This is a genomic window from Enterobacter sp. ECC_219_Taxon_10, assembly GCF_058354905.1.
Genome location: NZ_CM178005.1, coordinates 2440506 through 2455468, shown reverse-complemented (window position 1 = coordinate 2455468; position 14963 = coordinate 2440506). Strand labels below are relative to the sequence as shown.

The following is a 14963-nucleotide window of genomic DNA, read 5'->3' as shown; positions in this document are numbered from 1 at the left end:
GACGATAACGCATCGTCCCGTATGGAAGCGCTATTTCACAACTCCAGCGGCCTGGCCTCCTGTATGAACTCAATCAGAAGGCGAAGCCCGGTCGGCAGTTGCCGGCGGCTTGAATAATAGATATAAAAACCTTCCTCCAGCGGGGACCATTCCGTAAGCACCAGGCGGAGCCGTCCATCCTTCACACAGGGTGCAACAAGAGGCTCCGGAAAATACATCAGGCCGGCTCCACCTAATACGGCCACAAGACCCGTTTCAGCCTGGTTGACCGTCACTGAGCCAGGCACAGTGATTTGGTACGTTTCGCCATCTCGCTCAAGTTCCCAGCGATAAATCCGATCGTCGCCGAGGCGATTGCTAATACAGCGATGGTGCAATAAATCATCAGGATGTTCAGGCGTTCCGTAGCGTTCAAGGTAGTCGGGGGATGCTGCGATAACCCAGCGAATATCGGCAGATAAACGCCGGGCAACCATGTCTTCCGGGACGGTGCCACCATAGCGGATACCGGCATCGAAGCCCGCATCAGTGACGTCCACCATACGGTTGCTGGCCACAATATCGATTTCAATATCGGGATAGCGATCCATAAACGCGGGCATAACCGGTGCAAGCAAAAGATTGGCCGCTTCAACGGCTGCATTGATACGGATACGTCCGGTAGGCGTATTACGATACCGGTTAAGCGATTCAAGCGCGCCTTCTATCTTGTCGAAAGGCTGAAGGACAGACTGAACCAGTTCTTCACCTGCAGCCGTAGGGGTAACGCTCTTGGTCGTGCGATTAAGCAGGCGAACACCGAGCCTTGTTTCCAGTCCCTTCAGGGCATGACTAAGCGCTGATGCACTGACACCTAATTCAATCGCCGCACGGCTGAAACTGCGATGACGTGCAATAGCCATGAAATAAATGAGATCGGCGACATCAGCTCTGCTTATTTGCATACAGAATCGTTTTCCTTGTGCGTTAAGGCCCGAATGCGTTGATACGGAAATGATATACACCATAGACCGATTAGCGCTAATCCGTTGCTGAATTTATTTCACAAGTCCATCCACTCATCGCCTCTCACTGAACACGTTGTGCTTCGTTATTCTTGAAAATTATGCGCTCTGGCCGTCGGTCAGGGCGGAATATTCACCTAACGGAGCCGTGTATGAACTATACGCATCTTGGCCGCACCGGCCTGAAAGTCAGCCGCCTTTGTCTCGGAACCATGAATTTTGGTGACGTCACCGACGAGAAAACCAGCGCCCGCATTCTGGATGAAGCGCTTGAGGCGGGTATCAATTTCATTGATACAGCAGACGTGTATGGCACCGAGCAATCACCCGATATCCAGCAAGGTTCGGGGCTGTCCGAAGAGATTATTGGTCGCTGGCTCCAGCAGGGTGGCCGCCGTGACCGTATCGTTCTGGCGACGAAAGCCTATCAGCCTATGGGACCAGGTCCGAACGATCGCCGTCTTTCTGCTTACCATATTCGCAAGGCCTGCGAGGACAGTTTGCGACGGCTTAAGACCGACCATATTGACGTCTATCAGATGCATCACATCGATCGTTATACACCATGGGAAGAGGTCTGGCAGGCCATGGAGCTCCTTGTTCAGCAGGGAAAAGTGCTTTATATCGGTAGCAGCAATTTCGCAGGCTGGGACATTGCGACTGCGCAGTCAGTTGCCACGGCCCGTCATTCCCTGGGCCTGGTTGCTGAGCAAAGTCTCTACAATCTGACTGCCCGAACTGTTGAGCTGGAGGTCATTCCCGCATGCCGTCATTTTGGCCTGGGACTGATTCCCTGGAGTCCACTTGCCGGAGGGTTGCTTGGCGGCGTACTGAAAAAGATGGCCAGCGGGCGCCGTGCGAGGCCCGCGTTTGCCCGTCTAATCGAACAGTATCGTCCGCAGCTGGAAGCCTACGAAGGATTATGTGAGGACCTCGGCGAAACCCCTTCCGATGTGGCGCTTGCGTGGCTCCTGCAGAATCCTGTCGTTACTGCTCCACTTATCGGGCCTCGTACGGCGGAACAACTCCGGGAGGCGCTTCACGCAACAACAATCACGCTATCAGACGACACCATGAGCTGTCTCGACGAAATCTGGCCCGGCCCCGGGGGAGAAGCGCCCCAGGCTTATGCCTGGTAATGCCCAAATTAATGAATCCTTTCTTCGCTATAGGGAGTTCCAGTTTATGAGCAAGATGATGCATGACCAGCATTCTGCTTCCGTACCCGCTTCCCGGGATCGTCGCAATTTTCTGATCGCCGGCGCCGGTCTGGCGTTGGCCGCTACCACCCTTGGCAGGAGCGGAGCCGTGATGGCTAAACCGGCTGGTCAGGACACGTCGAGCGCCCCTTCGGATGCTGTTCCCGTCCAGAAGGAGACCTTAACCACGCGTAAACTCGGCTCGCTGGAGGTTTCCAGCATGGGACTCGGGTGTCTGCCTATGGTGGGGTATTACGGCGGTGGTCCGCGCGATCGTAAAGCCATGGTTTCGCTCATCCGGGCCGCCTTCGAACAAGGCATCACGTTCTTTGATACTGCCGAGGTGTATGGCCCCCATCTCAGTGAAGAATTTGTCGGGGAAGCACTGGCCCCCGTTCGCGATCGTGTGGTGATTGCCACTAAGTTCGGTTTCGGCGTGGAGGAGGGGAAGCCAACCTCACTCAACAGCCATCCTGACCATATTCGCCGTGCCGTAGAGGGCTCGCTAAAGCGTCTGAAAACGGACCACATCGATCTTCTTTATCAGCATCGCCCCGATCCGAATGTGCCGATTGAGGATGTGGCGGAAACCGTGAAGGCGTTGATCCAGGAGGGTAAAGTGAAACACTGGGGATTGTCGGAAGCGAGTGCCAGGACAATCCGCCGCGCACATGCGGTACTCCCTGTGACTGCAGTACAGAGTGAGTATGCCATGTGGTGGCGTGAACCGGAGACGCGGATATTTCCAACGCTCGAAGAGCTGGGTATCGGCTTTGTACCTTACTGCCCGACCGCCCGGAGTTTCCTTGCCGGGGCAGTCAATCCAAGCCAGCGGTTCGACAGCACAGATAGGCGGCATAACCTGCCACGCTTCCAGCCCGATGCCCTGGCCAAAAACATGGTACTGCTTGAATTCGCGCAGTCGTGGGCCCGTCGCAAAAACACCACTCCGGTTCAGTTCGCGCTGGCGTGGGTTATGGCACAGCGGCCATGGATTGTCCCTATCCCGGGTACGACGCAATATCCGCACCTGATAGAAAATCGCGGTGCACCGCAAGTCCGGTTGACGGACAGCGAGTTACGCGAAATCGATGCAGCGCTTGCCAGGATCCCATTGCAGGGCGGTCGCGCAGATCCGTTTACCGAAAGTCAGTTTGATAAAAGTTAAACGGTGATGGCCACCTTTTTTCACATCAGTGGCCAGGGAGACCCGGCAACGCCGGGCCAGGGTAGGGCATTAACAGTCCTGTATTGCTGAAGGCGGCGTGAGTGAAGGTGGCGTATCCGGAAGCGGGGGAATGATCCCGTCGACGGGGTGCGGCAGATAGTGTGCCTCGAGTTCCATGATTTCGGCATCGCTAAGTGAAAAGTCCAGCGCGCTGATAGCCGTAGAAAGATGTTCTGGTTTCGTCGCGCCTACGATCGGTGCTGTGATGACCGTTTTTGATAGCAACCAGGCAATTGCAACATGGGCTCTTGGCACATCGTGCTTTTCGGCAATTCTGGCAACGACATCAATAACGGGCTTATCCAGAAGGGCTGCGTTCTCATACATTTTTAACGCAAAGGCATCGTTTTGCGTTCGTCGGGACGTGACACTCCAGTCGCGCGTGAGCCTGCCGCGTGCCATCGGACTCCAGGGGATCACACCAACGCCCTGGTCTTCACACAGGGGCAACATCTCGCGCTCTTCTTCCCGGTAAAGCAGGTTGTATTGCGGTTGCATCGTAATAAATCGGGTCCAGCCGTTACGCTCTGCAGTATGCTGCATTTTTGCAAAGCGCCAGGCTTCCATAGATGATGCGCCGATGTAACGTACTTTTCCTGATTTAACGAGGTCATGCAGAGCCTCCATGGTCTCTTCAACAGGCGTGGAGTGGTCAAAGCGGTGAATCTGAAAGAGATCCACATAATCCATACCTAAGCGCATCAGGCTATCGTCAATAGACTGAAAAATGGCCTTGCGGGAAAGAAACCCGGTATTGGGTGAGTTGCGCCACGGAAAGAAGGTCTTTGTCGCCACAACGATCTCATCGCGTCTGGCCATTTCTCTCAGCGCTTTTCCAGTGATCTCTTCAGAACTTCCGCCCGAGTAGATATTCGCGGTATCAAAAAAATTAATGCCCGCTTCAAGCGCCTGACGAATGAGCGGACGTGACGCCTTTTCATCCAGGGACCAGGGTTGAGGCAAACGTTCAGGTTCACCATAGCTCATACAACCGAGACAAAGACGGGAGACTTGCAAACCGCTACGACCCAGATTCACATACTTCATTCTGTGTTCCTTCTTTTATTGCCAGCAATTCTGTATGTGACAGGGTATTGCACAGACATGAAGGGAAACAGCATGCGCCATCGAATGGTGTTTTGAGTTTTTTTCACAAATCGTCGTAATCGACAGTGAAAGACGAGAAGCGAGAGGGAGGTCAGAATTAGTAACAGATTGATGTATCGGCCCGTGATTAACTATCAGATTGCATTTAACATAATATACATTATGCGCATTAAGATGAAGGCAGGGAAAATCTGCCTTTCTACGGTCGTGATTGCCCTGGTTATAGAAAGCCTGTGAGCTGCCAACTTCTACGTTTATACAAGGTTAAAAAACGTTTGATATACTCAAGCCTTTGACCACCGCTCCCGCAGACTTATGGAAATTGAACTCGATAAAAGCTTTAAAGAAAGGATTTTCCACGCTGTCATTTTTGAAGTGACGGCCAACGTCATTATCGCACTGTCTCTTGCATGGTTGATGAACGTTTCGGTACTCCAGTCCGGTTCGTTGTCCGTGATATCCGCACTTACCGCAACGGCCTGGAATTTTGTCTTCAATAAGCTCTTTGACTCCCTGCAGAAAAAACATCAGTTTCAACGAACATTCCTCGTTCGCGCCATCCATGCGGTTGGTTTTGAAACGGGCCTTATCGTCTCCTTAATTCCTGTAGCCATGTTCATGCTGGATTTAACGATCGCTGAGGCATTTTTTGTTGAGATTGGCCTTGTTCTGTTTTTCCTGCCATACACGATGCTCTTTAACTGGCTTTATGATTACCTGCGTTGGACATTCGTTGGGCGGAAACGGTCTGCTGTGTAGCGAATCTTGATATCGGTCACATTCACAACCCCTTGATCGCATTGGACTCCACTCTCTTTCTATACTTCCCATTTCGTTATCACTTTTTGAGGAGTCCATAATGTTTGATCATGTGAAATTCGGCGTCAGCGAGTATGAGAAAAGTAAAGCCTTCTTCCTCATGGCGCTTCAACCGCTCGGTGTCGAACTCGTCGATGAAGGCTCTCCCAACTATGGCGTCGAAATGAGTTCCGGCGACGTTTCTCTTTGCCTTTTTCAGTCGAATGATAAACCCGCTCCGCTTCATCTGGCCTTTGTGGCCACGACACGCCAGCAGGTTAATGACTTTTACCATGCCGCGTTGCGCGCAGGCGGACGCGATAATGGCGCACCGGGATTGCGCTCCTACGGCAAAAATTACTATGCAGCATTTGTCATTGCGCCTGACGGTCATAATATCGAAGCGGTATGCCATGCCCCGAGGAGGAATAATTTAACTTCGTAAATATGCATGATAATGCTTGATATTGCACGATAATGCCGATTATTATCCCCGTAATGTGACACGCAAACCTGCAACATCATGCAAAAACACTTAACGAGGTGAATATGACGCAACAGCTGATTTTGATTGCCGGCCCCTATCGCAGCGGAACCGAAGGCGTTCAGGCACGCATTGATGAAAATCTTGCCCGTCTTGAACGTGCTGCATTAGCCGTTTACCAGCTCGGCCACGTTCCGGTGATTGGTGAATGGCTGGCGCTTCCACTGGCGAAGGCCGCGGGCTCGAAGTCTGTAGCCGATGAGGTCGCAGAATCGATGCTGTATCCCGTTGCGCACCGGCTCATCGCGAAATGCGATGCGATTTATCGTATTGCCGGCGCGTCTCAGGGCGCGGATATGGACATAGAGGTTGCCCGTAAACACGGCCTCACGATTTATACCGCACTTGAAAGCATTCCTCAGGCTTAACGCTGCCCGCGCCAGCCAGTTTTCTGGCTGGCTCACGCGGTAGCCAGCACGATCGATACCCCTTTTTCCGATACCGCATTCACCCAGCCACGATCGGTATTGCCTTCGACGACAATCGTATTTGCCAGGGACACATCGCCTATTACAAATGATGACGCCGTGTTTATTTTTTCCGGCGACGCAAGGACAACCGTTTCGGCGGCTCTGCCGGAAAATGCACGTTTGATGCACGCCTCTTCGAAATCACCGGTCGTCAGCCCTGCTTCCGGATGGATGCCGGTCACGCCCATAAAGAACAGATCCGCATGAATGTTTTCAATGCCTTCAATAGCCGCCGCGCCGACGGCCACAATCGAGTGCTTATACAAACGGCCACCGATCAGAATCACTTCGATGGAAGGATGATTAACAAGCCCCAGAGCAATGCTCGGACTGTGCGTCACCACGGTAATACGCAGGTCATGCGGTAAGAAGGCGATCAGCTCTGAGGTGGTCGTTCCTCCGTCAACGATCACCACCTGGCCCGAAGAGATCAGCTGCGCTCCCTTCTGCGCCACCTTTCTTTTGGCATCCATTTTCACGGACTGTCGTTCCGCGAAAGGCACAATAGCGGAAGACGACGGCAGCGCGCCGCCGTGAACTCGCTGTAAACGCCCTTCTGCCGCCAGCTCGCGTAAATCGCGTCGGATGGTGTCTTCAGAGACGTCGAAGAGAACGCTTAGCGCTTTTGACTGAACCTGACCTTCGGTGCCGAGCTTTTCGAGGATCAATTGTTTTCGCTGACTGGTGAGCATCATGGATTCCTGATGTTGCATGTTTAATCTTGAAACTGCACGCTAATGCTGTTATTGATAGTTACTCTACGTAAGGAGGATGAAACGTGCAATCAAAACGTGCAGATGTGCGCATCATTGACAGTGAAACGCTGTCCGATAACTGGTACTTACTTAAAAAATATACGTTTGACCTGCAAAGACGCGATGGCGAATGGCAGCGGCAAACGCGTGAAGTTTATGACCGGGGAAATGGCGCCACGATCCTGCTCTACAACCGTGACAAAAAAACGGTGATTCTGACCCGCCAGTTCCGCTTCCCGGTCTTTATTAATGGCCATGAGGACGATCTGATTGAGGCGGCGGCCGGCCTGCTCGATAACATGGATCCGGAAAGCCGCATTAAAGCAGAGGCGGAAGAAGAGACCGGGTTTAACGTGTCGAGCGTGCAGAAAATCTTTGAAGCCTATATGAGCCCTGGCTCCGTCACGGAGAAACTCTACTTCTATCTTGCCGAGTATCAGCCGAAGGACAAAACCAGCGCAGGCGGCGGTATCAAAGCGGAGGGAGAAGATATCGACGTACTGGAAATGCCCTTTGAAGAGGCATTGCGGGCAATTGATACGGGCAAGATCGTCGACGGAAAAACCATCATGCTGCTCTATCATATTGCGCTAAAAGGCATTCTGTAACCTGCCGCTCTCGACGCCTGCCCCGGTGCAGGTGTCGGCCTGTGCTATCCTTGCTGAAACACGCAAAACGGAGATCTGAAGATGGCCGACTGGAACCCTTCGCTTTACCTGCAATATGGCGCCGAACGAACGCGCCCCGCCGCTGAGCTGCTTGCCAGAATTCCCCTCGATGACGTCGCCACCATCGCCGATCTGGGCTGCGGGCCGGGCAACAGCACGGCGCTGCTGCACCATCGCTGGCCGAAAGCTCAGATCGTCGGCGTCGATAACTCACCTGCCATGCTGGAAGAGGCGCGTAGTGCACTGCCCGGCTGCCAGTTCGTTAAGGCCGATATCCGCCAGTACAAGCCTGGCCAGCCGCTGAGTCTGATTTATGCCAATGCTTCGCTGCAATGGGTTCCTGACCATTACGATCTTCTGCCTCATCTTGTCTCTCTGCTCGCGCTAAATGGCGTTCTGGCGATCCAGATGCCGGATAACTGGCTCGAACCCACGCACGTGGCGATGCGCGAAGTGGCGCTGGAGCAGGACTATCCTGACCGCGGCCGCGAACCGCTGCCAGGCGTGCATGCCTATTACGATATCTTGTCGGAGGCCGGCTGCGATGTGGATATCTGGCGGACAACCTATTTCCATAAAATGAGCTCGCACCAGGCCATTATTGACTGGGTCAGCGCCACCGGTTTGCGGCCGTGGCTCCAGGATCTGAACGAGAGCGAGCAGAAACGTTTCCTGAAACGCTATCACGAGCTGCTGGAAGAGCAGTATCCGCTCCAGGAAAACGGGCAGATACTGCTGGCTTTTCCTCGGCTGTTTATCGTTGCCCAGCGTCAGCCCTGAACGGGGCTATGAACGGGCCTCTTTGAGCAGCTGCTGGATAACCTTTTCCTGCTGCTCATAGTTCCCTTCGCCAAACGAGGTATAGCGCAGCTGGCCTTTTGCATCGAAATAGTAGTGTGCGGGCCAGTACTGGTTGCCGAAAGCGTTCCAGATTTGATAGTTGTTGTCCGTTACAACCCGGTACGGGAGTTGCCATTTATTTACCGCGTTTTTCACCGAGGCGATCGGTTTCTCCCAGGGATATTCAGGCGTGTGTACTCCTATGACGACCAGGCCCTGAGACTGGTATTTTGTTGCCCAGTCGCGCACGTGCGGAAGCGTATGCTGGCAGTTAATGCAGTCCCAGGTCCAGAAATCGATCAGAACCACTTTCCCGCGTAATGATTCAGACGTGACAGGGTCACCGTTCACCCACCCTGTCCCACCGCTTAATGAAGGCAGCTGGCTGCTGGGCTCGGTCATCACTACCGGCTGAAGCTTCGGCGGCTGCGTGGCAGGTTTGGCCAGATTCAGCAGCGCGGTTTCTAGGCGATCCGCGACGCCGTTTGCGCCCTGCAGAAAAGACGTCATCCCCGTTGCGTTAAAGACGACGGCCGCTAACATTACCACGCCTGCCCCCTGACGTAGCTTTTCCATCAGCGCCGATTTGGCTCTCAGCGGCGCCATCAGCGTGCGGCCTCCGAGAACGAGTAAACCCAGCATCAGCGCGCAGCCGCTACCATAGGCGGCCAGCAAAGCGCCTGTGGCAATGGCCGAATGTCCGGCAATATTGATGCTGAAAATGGCGCCCAGGATCGGTCCCGCGCAGGGAGACCAGAGCAGCCCGACCGCAAGCCCGGCCAGAAATGCCGATGCCATACCGCGCGTTTGCCCGCTTCGGGCGTTGAGGACATTTCCTGCGCTGACAGCCGGCCCGGCAATACGCTGGGCAAAAGCAGGAAAAATTAAGGCCAGCGCGGCCGCGGCCAGAATGACGAGGGCGATCCAGCGCCCGACGATGGTTGCCTCGGCGATCCACTCGCTGGCAACGGTGACGACCATCGCCACCAGGGTGAACATGACGATCATCCCCGCGAGCAGCGCCAGAATGTGCCGCCGCTGCCCCTGAAAACCGGCGAACAGGAGTGGAATAACCGGGAGCGTACATGGACTGAGCAGGCTTATCATCCCGCCCAGAAAAGCAATTATCAGAAACATAAACACCTCACAATACAAGTCCTGCGACGCTGCAGTGAGGTTATTTCATCGTGCGGATGTGTTCCGGATATGTGTAAAAGCGTGGTTTTTGTCTGGCTCTGTATCACCCTTTCCGGCAGATACAAAGCCGTACAATTAACGGCGCGGGAGTGTAATCGAGACGTCCAGCCCGCCTTCTGCGCGGTTTGCCAGCTTCAGCTTTCCGTCCAGCTGTGCGGTGAGCTGCGCAGCGATCGCCAGGCCAAGGCCTGTCCCGCCGGTATCGCGGTTGCGTGATGTTTCCACCCGATAAAACGGCTGTAATACTGCCTCCAGTTCGGCATCCGGTATACCCGGCCCGCCGTCCATGATGTGAATGGTCACCTCTCCGGTAGTCGAGTCATCAATGCTAATGGTGGCGTACTCGCCAAATTTCAGGGCGTTATCCAGCAGATTGGTCATCACCCGGCGAAGCGCCTGAGGACGCGTGACGATGGGCAAACGGGTTTCACCTGCCTGAAACTGCACGTTTTTACCGATGTCCTGATAATCGCAGGCGATGCTGTTTATCCAGGCATTCAGCTCCAGCTTCAGCGAGGTTTCTTCCAGTGATTCTGATGACCGGGCATACGCAATGCCCTCCCGCACCAGACGCGTCATATTATCAAGGTCGTTTAAAAGCTTGTCGCGCAGTTCAGGCTGTTCGGCCATCTCAACACGAAGCTTCATGCGGGTAATGGGCGTCTGGAGATCGTGCGAAATGGACGCCAGGATCTGCGCCCGCTCCCTGAGATAGGACTGAATTCGCGCCTGCATCGCGTTGAAGGCATGCGCTGCACGCTGCACCTCAACCGGACCCTTTTCCGTCATTGGCGTGTTGGCGGCCGGGTCCAGGGAATCTACCGCGCGGGTAAATTGCGAAAAAGGCCGTACCACCTGCCGCACGGCGATCCAGGAGCAGGCAGCCAGCACGAGCAGCTGCAGAATCAGAACCACGGGCAGCCAGCTGGCGACCGGCGGCATCCGCGGGATCAGATCGATGGTCAGCGGCGCGCCATCGCGTAACGTGAGATGCGCCTGGATGTGTGAAATGGCGCCGGGAACGGCAGTGAAGCTGAGCGGGTACTGTGCCGCAAGCGTCGCTTTTAAGGTTCGGATTGCGTCCCGCGAACGCTTATCCGTCGGCGCGTTGCCGGGTTCTCCCGGCCCCAGAATATAGCGGTAGTTACCGCGTTCGAGTCGCGGCAGCCAGGCCGCGCGTTCATTGGCGGGTAAGCGGTCTAAAATAGCCACGCTGGTCGCGACATCGTATTCCAGATTACCGAGCATCACCGTTCGGGCGCTGTGCATTCGCTCAATCATGACCAGCGTCAGGCTCAGGGCGTTGGCCAGCAACAGTCCGGGCAGCACGACGATCAGCAAGCGGGCCAGCAGCGAGCGGGGCCAGAGCGTCATTCGTTAGCCTCTTTGATGGTGACCGGCATGGTAAAAACGTAGCCCTCGCTGCGCACGGTTTTGATATACGCGGGCGTGCGGGCATCTTCATTCAGACGCTGGCGAACCCGGCTAACCAGTAGATCGATTGAGCGTTCAAACAGTTCGGCGTCACGCCCCTGCGTCAGGTTGAGCAGCTGATCGCGGGTCAGCACCCGCTGCGGGTGGTCAAGGAAAACGCGCAGAAGGCGATATTCTGCCCCGCTGAGCGCCACGATCACCCCTTCCGGGTCAATCAGGTGGCGGGCAACGGTATCGAGCTGCCATTCACCGAACGTCACCAGCCGCCCTGCTTCCGTGACCTGTAAATTGGGCGGCATCGTGCGAAAACGACGTAAAATCGCTTTGATACGCGCCAGCAATTCTCGTGCGACGAAAGGCTTTACGACGTAATCGTCTGCTCCCATTTCCAGGCCCAGGATCCTGTCCGTCTCCTCATTGCGCGCCGTCAGCATCAGGATGGGCAGATCTTTATATTTCCCGACGCGTAATTGCCGACACAGCGTAAGCCCGTCGTCGCCGGGCATCATAACGTCCAGCACCACCAGATCGATATGCTGCTTATCCAGCACGACGCGCATCTCTTTGCCGTTTGCCGCGCCAGTGGCGCGATAACCGGACTTAACGAGATAGTCGATAATCAGTTCACGAATATCCCTGTCGTCATCGACGACAAGGATATGATCAATATGCTCCACCGAAATCTCCAGACCGAAGGATAACGTATTGAAAATAACACATTTCAGAGTTTGTCAGCGTCAACAACTGCCTTGACGAAATCCTGCGGATCTTCCTGAGGGGGATTGTGCCCCACGGTTGCGCCGAAGGTACGGTGTTCATATTTACCGGTAAATTTACCCGCGTAGGCCTGCGGTGCCGGATGCGGCGCCCCGTTGTTTCCGCCTTCGATGGTGATCGTTGGAACGGTGATATTCGGCAGCGTGGCCAGCTTTTGCTCGTAGCTGTCGTATTTGCGCTCGCCTTTTTCCAGCCCTAAGCGCCAGCGATAATTGCTAAGCGTCACCGCAACGTGATCCGGGTTATCAAGGGATTTGGCGCTGGCGTTGAAGGTTGCATCGCTAAATTTCCAGTCAGGCGAGGCCTGAGACCAGATCAGACGGGCGAAGTCATGGGTGTTTTTGGCATAGCCTTCAGCACCGCGCTCGGTGGCGAAATAGAACTGATACCACCACTGCTGCTCCGCTTTTGGCGGCAACGGCTGTTTGCCAATCTGCTGGCTGCTGATGAGATAACCGCTCACCGAAACGAGCGACTTAACGCGTTCTGGCCACAGCGCCGCAACGATATCCGCCGTACGGGCGCCCCAGTCATATCCTGCAAATACCGCCTGCTTGATATTCAGGGCGTACATCAGGTTCACGATATCTTTCGCCATTGCGGAAGGCTGGCCGTTGCGCGGTGTTTTTGCAGACAGGAAGCGCGTGGTGCCGTAGCCGCGCAGGGAAGGTACAATCACGCGGTAGCCTTTTGCCGCCAGCGCAGGCGCGACTTCAGCGTAGCTGTGAATATCGTAGGGCCAGCCGTGTAATAAAATAACCGGTTGGCCGTCTTTAGGACCAATGTCGACATACCCGACGTTAAGATCGCCTGCGTTAATTTGCTGTGGACGATCGAAAGCCGCCGCGAAGTTAGTGCCGGTGACTTCGGCCTGACATGACATGACGGTGCCAAGGGAAACGGTGAGAGCAAGCGTTGAATAAGCGAGTTTGCTGAACATGTTGGTATCTCCGGTTGAGTACAATTCACGGGGATATAACAACACTGCAATGTATAGCGGATATGTGCGAAAGCGGGTTTATTGCAAGCCTGCGTATGTATCCGGTATGCAGATACAGTGTGATACAAACACAGGCGCTGTTGCCTTACAAAGAGATTCGATAGCGGACGTAATCGTCAGCGTCACCGTATCGATCGTAGAGTTTACGTGCCGGATTGTTCTCCCTGGTGACCCAGTAAAGTTTTGACCACCCTTCACGCGTGCCTTCCGCTATCAGGGCATCAATAAGCGCCTTACCCGCTCCCGCACCGCGTTCGTCGGCATCAACAAACAGATCTTCCAGATAGCAAATGGGCGCGGTTGACCAGGTTCCTTCGTGCAGAACACACATTGCGAAACCGATAACCTTTTCGTCTTTCTCTACCACGCGGCAGAATATCGGAGAATGCGCTGAGAGCGCCCTTTCCCACGTCGATGCGGTGACGGGCTCGTCAAGGTAGCAATCATAAAAATGGGTATAGCCATCCCACAGCGGTCGCCACTGGGAATAGTCGTCTTCGCGAAGAGGTCTTACCGTAACTGCCATGCGTTCCTCACATTACAAGTCGATTGCCATTTCAAAACAGCGTAAATCAGCCCCCGCCATACGCGAGTGATGATAGTTTTCGCGCAGCGTCACAAACCCCAGCTTCTGATAAAAGGATTGGGCGTTAGGCGTTGCATCCAGCCTCAGGCGGGTTATTCCCCGACTGCGCGCCTCGTTTGTAAGCGCCTTGATAATCCGGGTCGCCATGCCTCTCCCGGTGGCTGAGGGCAAGGTGAATATGGCCTCCAGGCAATGGGTATCAAGATCCAGGTAGCCGGTTGCCGCAATGACGCCCTTCTCGTCTTCCACCACGTAAAAAGGGTATTGAATGATCGTTTGACGGTAATGCTCGGGCATCAGATCCGGCGTCCAGCGTGCAATCACGTCAGCTTCGTAGCTGGTTTTGCAGCCGTGACGAATCGCCTGATTGCGTATATTCCAGAGTATTTCGGCTTCCTGCGGATGAGCAGTTCGTAACGTCATATCACCTCATTAATGGCTTTTTAGCCGCATTTCGCGTGCCAGTCTGGCAAGACGCTGAGTGCGACAATAGAGCGTAAACAGCACAAAGCCTCTGCTGTTCATCACCATCCGACAAAGTAGCAGAGCGAAAAATGCGATGACCAGTGGCCAAAGACTTCCGTCATGAGAAAGCAGTATATGGAGCGCCTGAACGAGGGTCGCTATCAGCAGAATGATGAACAAGGCCATAAACCCCAACAATCCAGACATCTTCCCACGGGACAGAAGTACACTTATTGCAATGAGCACGCCTGTCATTGTTAATGATGGTATGAAAAAACTCAGTGCATGATGTAATGGCGATAAGCCCGGCAATGCGTGAAGAAAAGGCAAAAGGTTTAACGCAAATGCCACTAAAAACAGAGGTAACAGCGCCGCTACCGGATAAGGATTTTGACGCGGAAGCTCGCTGAGCGGCCGGGAAAAATACCGTTCCAGCTCGGGAGTGGAATGGTTTAAAAGGCGGCTATCACGACGAGCAACAGCCTCTTCTATCTCTTTGCCATGCAGCAGGAGATCCTGGAATACGCGCCCGGTTAAAAAACTCAGAAAGCTCATCAGAATACCGCCAGCGACTGAATGGTACCGATAATGTATTTACCCGTCCGTGGTATGTTACCGGGTGACGCAACCAATACCACTTTGACCATTAGGATGACGTTGACCAGAACGAACCAGGTATCGTTGAGCTCCATCAGCATAAATGATCCCGGCTTGTGTGAATTCGCGATTACAGTCCATTGCGGAACCCAATGCTTTGAAATCGAAATCCGCAGCTCCAAAACCTGCCACGCGAGCATAATCATATCCGGGTAGATTTTTCTCAGGATTCATTCCAGGCAAAACCATACATTACTCCTTATGTTTGTGGGTAGGTTAACCCAACTAATCTGA

The 14963-nt window shown here is 54.2% G+C and carries 18 protein-coding genes; 7 read left to right on the top strand and 11 right to left on the bottom strand.

The genetic code is table 11. The features are described from left to right. Nucleotides 1–35: 35 nt before the first annotated feature. On the bottom strand, nucleotides 36–944 hold the full coding sequence (locus AC4ICF_RS11750; RefSeq protein WP_320719535.1) for a LysR family transcriptional regulator: 909 nt from the start codon (nucleotides 942–944) through the stop codon (nucleotides 36–38). A 212-nt stretch (nucleotides 945–1156) separates the two neighbouring features. On the opposite strand from AC4ICF_RS11750, the gene AC4ICF_RS11745 reads away from it, so the two are divergent. Together AC4ICF_RS11745 and AC4ICF_RS11740 are read left to right on the top strand one after the other, a co-directional pair. Continuing rightward, on the top strand, nucleotides 1157–2143 hold the full coding sequence (locus tag AC4ICF_RS11745) for an aldo/keto reductase (RefSeq protein WP_096927994.1): 987 nt from the start codon (nucleotides 1157–1159) through the stop codon (nucleotides 2141–2143). A 280-nt stretch (nucleotides 2144–2423) separates the two neighbouring features. Beyond that, a complete protein-coding gene (locus AC4ICF_RS11740; protein ID WP_242637242.1) occupies nucleotides 2424–3371 on the top strand; it encodes an aldo/keto reductase in 948 nt (315 codons plus the stop codon). 69 nt (nucleotides 3372–3440) lie between these two features. On the opposite strand, the gene AC4ICF_RS11735 is transcribed toward AC4ICF_RS11740, so the two are convergent. Beyond that, nucleotides 3441–4478 (bottom strand): aldo/keto reductase, encoded by a 1038-nt coding sequence (locus tag AC4ICF_RS11735; protein WP_116339876.1) that lies wholly within the window; start codon nucleotides 4476–4478, stop codon nucleotides 3441–3443. Between the two features lie 375 nt (nucleotides 4479–4853). Here AC4ICF_RS11735 and AC4ICF_RS11730 point away from each other — a divergent pair, with 375 nt between their 5' ends. From AC4ICF_RS11730 to AC4ICF_RS11720, 3 genes are all read left to right on the top strand, one after another. Further along, on the top strand, nucleotides 4854–5297 hold the full coding sequence (locus AC4ICF_RS11730; protein ID WP_080327072.1) for a PACE efflux transporter: 444 nt from the start codon (nucleotides 4854–4856) through the stop codon (nucleotides 5295–5297). A 100-nt stretch (nucleotides 5298–5397) separates the two neighbouring features. Next, the gene (locus AC4ICF_RS11725) at nucleotides 5398–5781 is read left to right on the top strand and encodes a VOC family protein (RefSeq protein ID WP_316379146.1); all 384 of its coding nucleotides are present in this window, start codon (nucleotides 5398–5400) and stop codon (nucleotides 5779–5781) included. 104 nt (nucleotides 5782–5885) lie between these two features. Further along, the gene (locus AC4ICF_RS11720; RefSeq protein ID WP_316379145.1) at nucleotides 5886–6248 is read left to right on the top strand and encodes a DUF4406 domain-containing protein; all 363 of its coding nucleotides are present in this window, start codon (nucleotides 5886–5888) and stop codon (nucleotides 6246–6248) included. 32 nt (nucleotides 6249–6280) lie between these two features. Here AC4ICF_RS11720 and AC4ICF_RS11715 read toward each other — a convergent pair whose 3' ends face one another. Next, a complete protein-coding gene (locus tag AC4ICF_RS11715; RefSeq protein ID WP_316379305.1) occupies nucleotides 6281–7042 on the bottom strand; it encodes a DeoR/GlpR family DNA-binding transcription regulator in 762 nt (253 codons plus the stop codon). An 86-nt stretch (nucleotides 7043–7128) separates the two neighbouring features. On the opposite strand from AC4ICF_RS11715, the gene AC4ICF_RS11710 reads away from it, so the two are divergent. Together AC4ICF_RS11710 and tam are read left to right on the top strand one after the other, a co-directional pair. Continuing rightward, nucleotides 7129–7713 (top strand): NUDIX hydrolase, encoded by a 585-nt coding sequence (locus tag AC4ICF_RS11710; RefSeq protein WP_192982316.1) that lies wholly within the window; start codon nucleotides 7129–7131, stop codon nucleotides 7711–7713. Nucleotides 7714–7794: 81 nt separating this feature from the next. Next, on the top strand, nucleotides 7795–8553 hold the full coding sequence (gene tam / locus AC4ICF_RS11705; protein ID WP_316379143.1) for a trans-aconitate 2-methyltransferase: 759 nt from the start codon (nucleotides 7795–7797) through the stop codon (nucleotides 8551–8553). Nucleotides 8554–8559: 6 nt separating this feature from the next. Here tam and AC4ICF_RS11700 read toward each other — a convergent pair whose 3' ends face one another. The 8 genes from AC4ICF_RS11700 to AC4ICF_RS11665 all read right to left on the bottom strand — a co-directional run bounded on the left by AC4ICF_RS11700 (nucleotide 8560) and on the right by AC4ICF_RS11665 (nucleotide 14770). Next, entirely contained in the window at nucleotides 8560–9750 is a 1191-nt protein-coding gene (locus AC4ICF_RS11700) for a cytochrome c biogenesis protein/redoxin (RefSeq protein ID WP_316379142.1), read from the bottom strand. A 135-nt stretch (nucleotides 9751–9885) separates the two neighbouring features. Then, entirely contained in the window at nucleotides 9886–11184 is a 1299-nt protein-coding gene (locus AC4ICF_RS11695; protein ID WP_302218420.1) for an ATP-binding protein, read from the bottom strand. After that, nucleotides 11181–11921 (bottom strand): response regulator, encoded by a 741-nt coding sequence (locus AC4ICF_RS11690; protein WP_116339892.1) that lies wholly within the window; start codon nucleotides 11919–11921, stop codon nucleotides 11181–11183. The genes AC4ICF_RS11695 and AC4ICF_RS11690 overlap by 4 nt, the downstream gene beginning before the upstream one ends. Nucleotides 11922–11965: 44 nt before the next feature. Further along, nucleotides 11966–12961, bottom strand: a complete 996-nt coding sequence (locus tag AC4ICF_RS11685; RefSeq protein ID WP_439209802.1) for an alpha/beta fold hydrolase — start codon at nucleotides 12959–12961, stop codon at nucleotides 11966–11968. A 145-nt stretch (nucleotides 12962–13106) separates the two neighbouring features. Continuing rightward, nucleotides 13107–13547 (bottom strand): GNAT family N-acetyltransferase, encoded by a 441-nt coding sequence (locus tag AC4ICF_RS11680; RefSeq protein WP_316379140.1) that lies wholly within the window; start codon nucleotides 13545–13547, stop codon nucleotides 13107–13109. 12 nt (nucleotides 13548–13559) lie between these two features. Then, nucleotides 13560–14030 (bottom strand): GNAT family N-acetyltransferase, encoded by a 471-nt coding sequence (locus tag AC4ICF_RS11675; protein WP_316379139.1) that lies wholly within the window; start codon nucleotides 14028–14030, stop codon nucleotides 13560–13562. Nucleotides 14031–14039: 9 nt separating this feature from the next. Beyond that, a complete protein-coding gene (locus tag AC4ICF_RS11670) occupies nucleotides 14040–14627 on the bottom strand; it encodes a hypothetical protein (RefSeq protein ID WP_316379138.1) in 588 nt (195 codons plus the stop codon). Then, a complete protein-coding gene (locus AC4ICF_RS11665; RefSeq protein WP_162874948.1) occupies nucleotides 14627–14770 on the bottom strand; it encodes a hypothetical protein in 144 nt (47 codons plus the stop codon). The genes AC4ICF_RS11670 and AC4ICF_RS11665 overlap by 1 nt, the downstream gene beginning before the upstream one ends. Nucleotides 14771–14963 lie beyond the last annotated feature (193 nt).

Excerpts from the sequence above, each read along its gene's own strand:
- AC4ICF_RS11750 (WP_320719535.1), bottom strand. The coding sequence starts at position 944 with ATGCAAATAAGCAGAGCTGATGTCGCCGATCTCATTTATTTCATGGCT.
- AC4ICF_RS11745 (WP_096927994.1), top strand. The coding sequence starts at position 1,157 with ATGAACTATACGCATCTTGGCCGCACCGGCCTGAAAGTCAGCCGCCTT.
- AC4ICF_RS11740 (WP_242637242.1), top strand. The coding sequence starts at position 2,424 with ATGGGACTCGGGTGTCTGCCTATGGTGGGGTATTACGGCGGTGGTCCG.
- AC4ICF_RS11735 (WP_116339876.1), bottom strand. The coding sequence starts at position 4,478 with ATGAAGTATGTGAATCTGGGTCGTAGCGGTTTGCAAGTCTCCCGTCTT.
- AC4ICF_RS11730 (WP_080327072.1), top strand. The coding sequence starts at position 4,854 with ATGGAAATTGAACTCGATAAAAGCTTTAAAGAAAGGATTTTCCACGCT.
- AC4ICF_RS11725 (WP_316379146.1), top strand. The coding sequence starts at position 5,398 with ATGTTTGATCATGTGAAATTCGGCGTCAGCGAGTATGAGAAAAGTAAA.
- AC4ICF_RS11720 (WP_316379145.1), top strand. The coding sequence starts at position 5,886 with ATGACGCAACAGCTGATTTTGATTGCCGGCCCCTATCGCAGCGGAACC.
- AC4ICF_RS11715 (WP_316379305.1), bottom strand. The coding sequence starts at position 7,042 with ATGCTCACCAGTCAGCGAAAACAATTGATCCTCGAAAAGCTCGGCACC.
- tam (WP_316379143.1), top strand. The coding sequence starts at position 7,795 with ATGGCCGACTGGAACCCTTCGCTTTACCTGCAATATGGCGCCGAACGA.
- AC4ICF_RS11700 (WP_316379142.1), bottom strand. The coding sequence starts at position 9,750 with ATGTTTCTGATAATTGCTTTTCTGGGCGGGATGATAAGCCTGCTCAGT.
- AC4ICF_RS11695 (WP_302218420.1), bottom strand. The coding sequence starts at position 11,184 with ATGACGCTCTGGCCCCGCTCGCTGCTGGCCCGCTTGCTGATCGTCGTG.
- AC4ICF_RS11685 (WP_439209802.1), bottom strand. The coding sequence starts at position 12,961 with ATGTTCAGCAAACTCGCTTATTCAACGCTTGCTCTCACCGTTTCCCTT.
- AC4ICF_RS11680 (WP_316379140.1), bottom strand. The coding sequence starts at position 13,547 with ATGGCAGTTACGGTAAGACCTCTTCGCGAAGACGACTATTCCCAGTGG.
- AC4ICF_RS11675 (WP_316379139.1), bottom strand. The coding sequence starts at position 14,030 with ATGACGTTACGAACTGCTCATCCGCAGGAAGCCGAAATACTCTGGAAT.
- AC4ICF_RS11670 (WP_316379138.1), bottom strand. The coding sequence starts at position 14,627 with ATGAGCTTTCTGAGTTTTTTAACCGGGCGCGTATTCCAGGATCTCCTG.
- AC4ICF_RS11665 (WP_162874948.1), bottom strand. The coding sequence starts at position 14,770 with ATGCTGATGGAGCTCAACGATACCTGGTTCGTTCTGGTCAACGTCATC.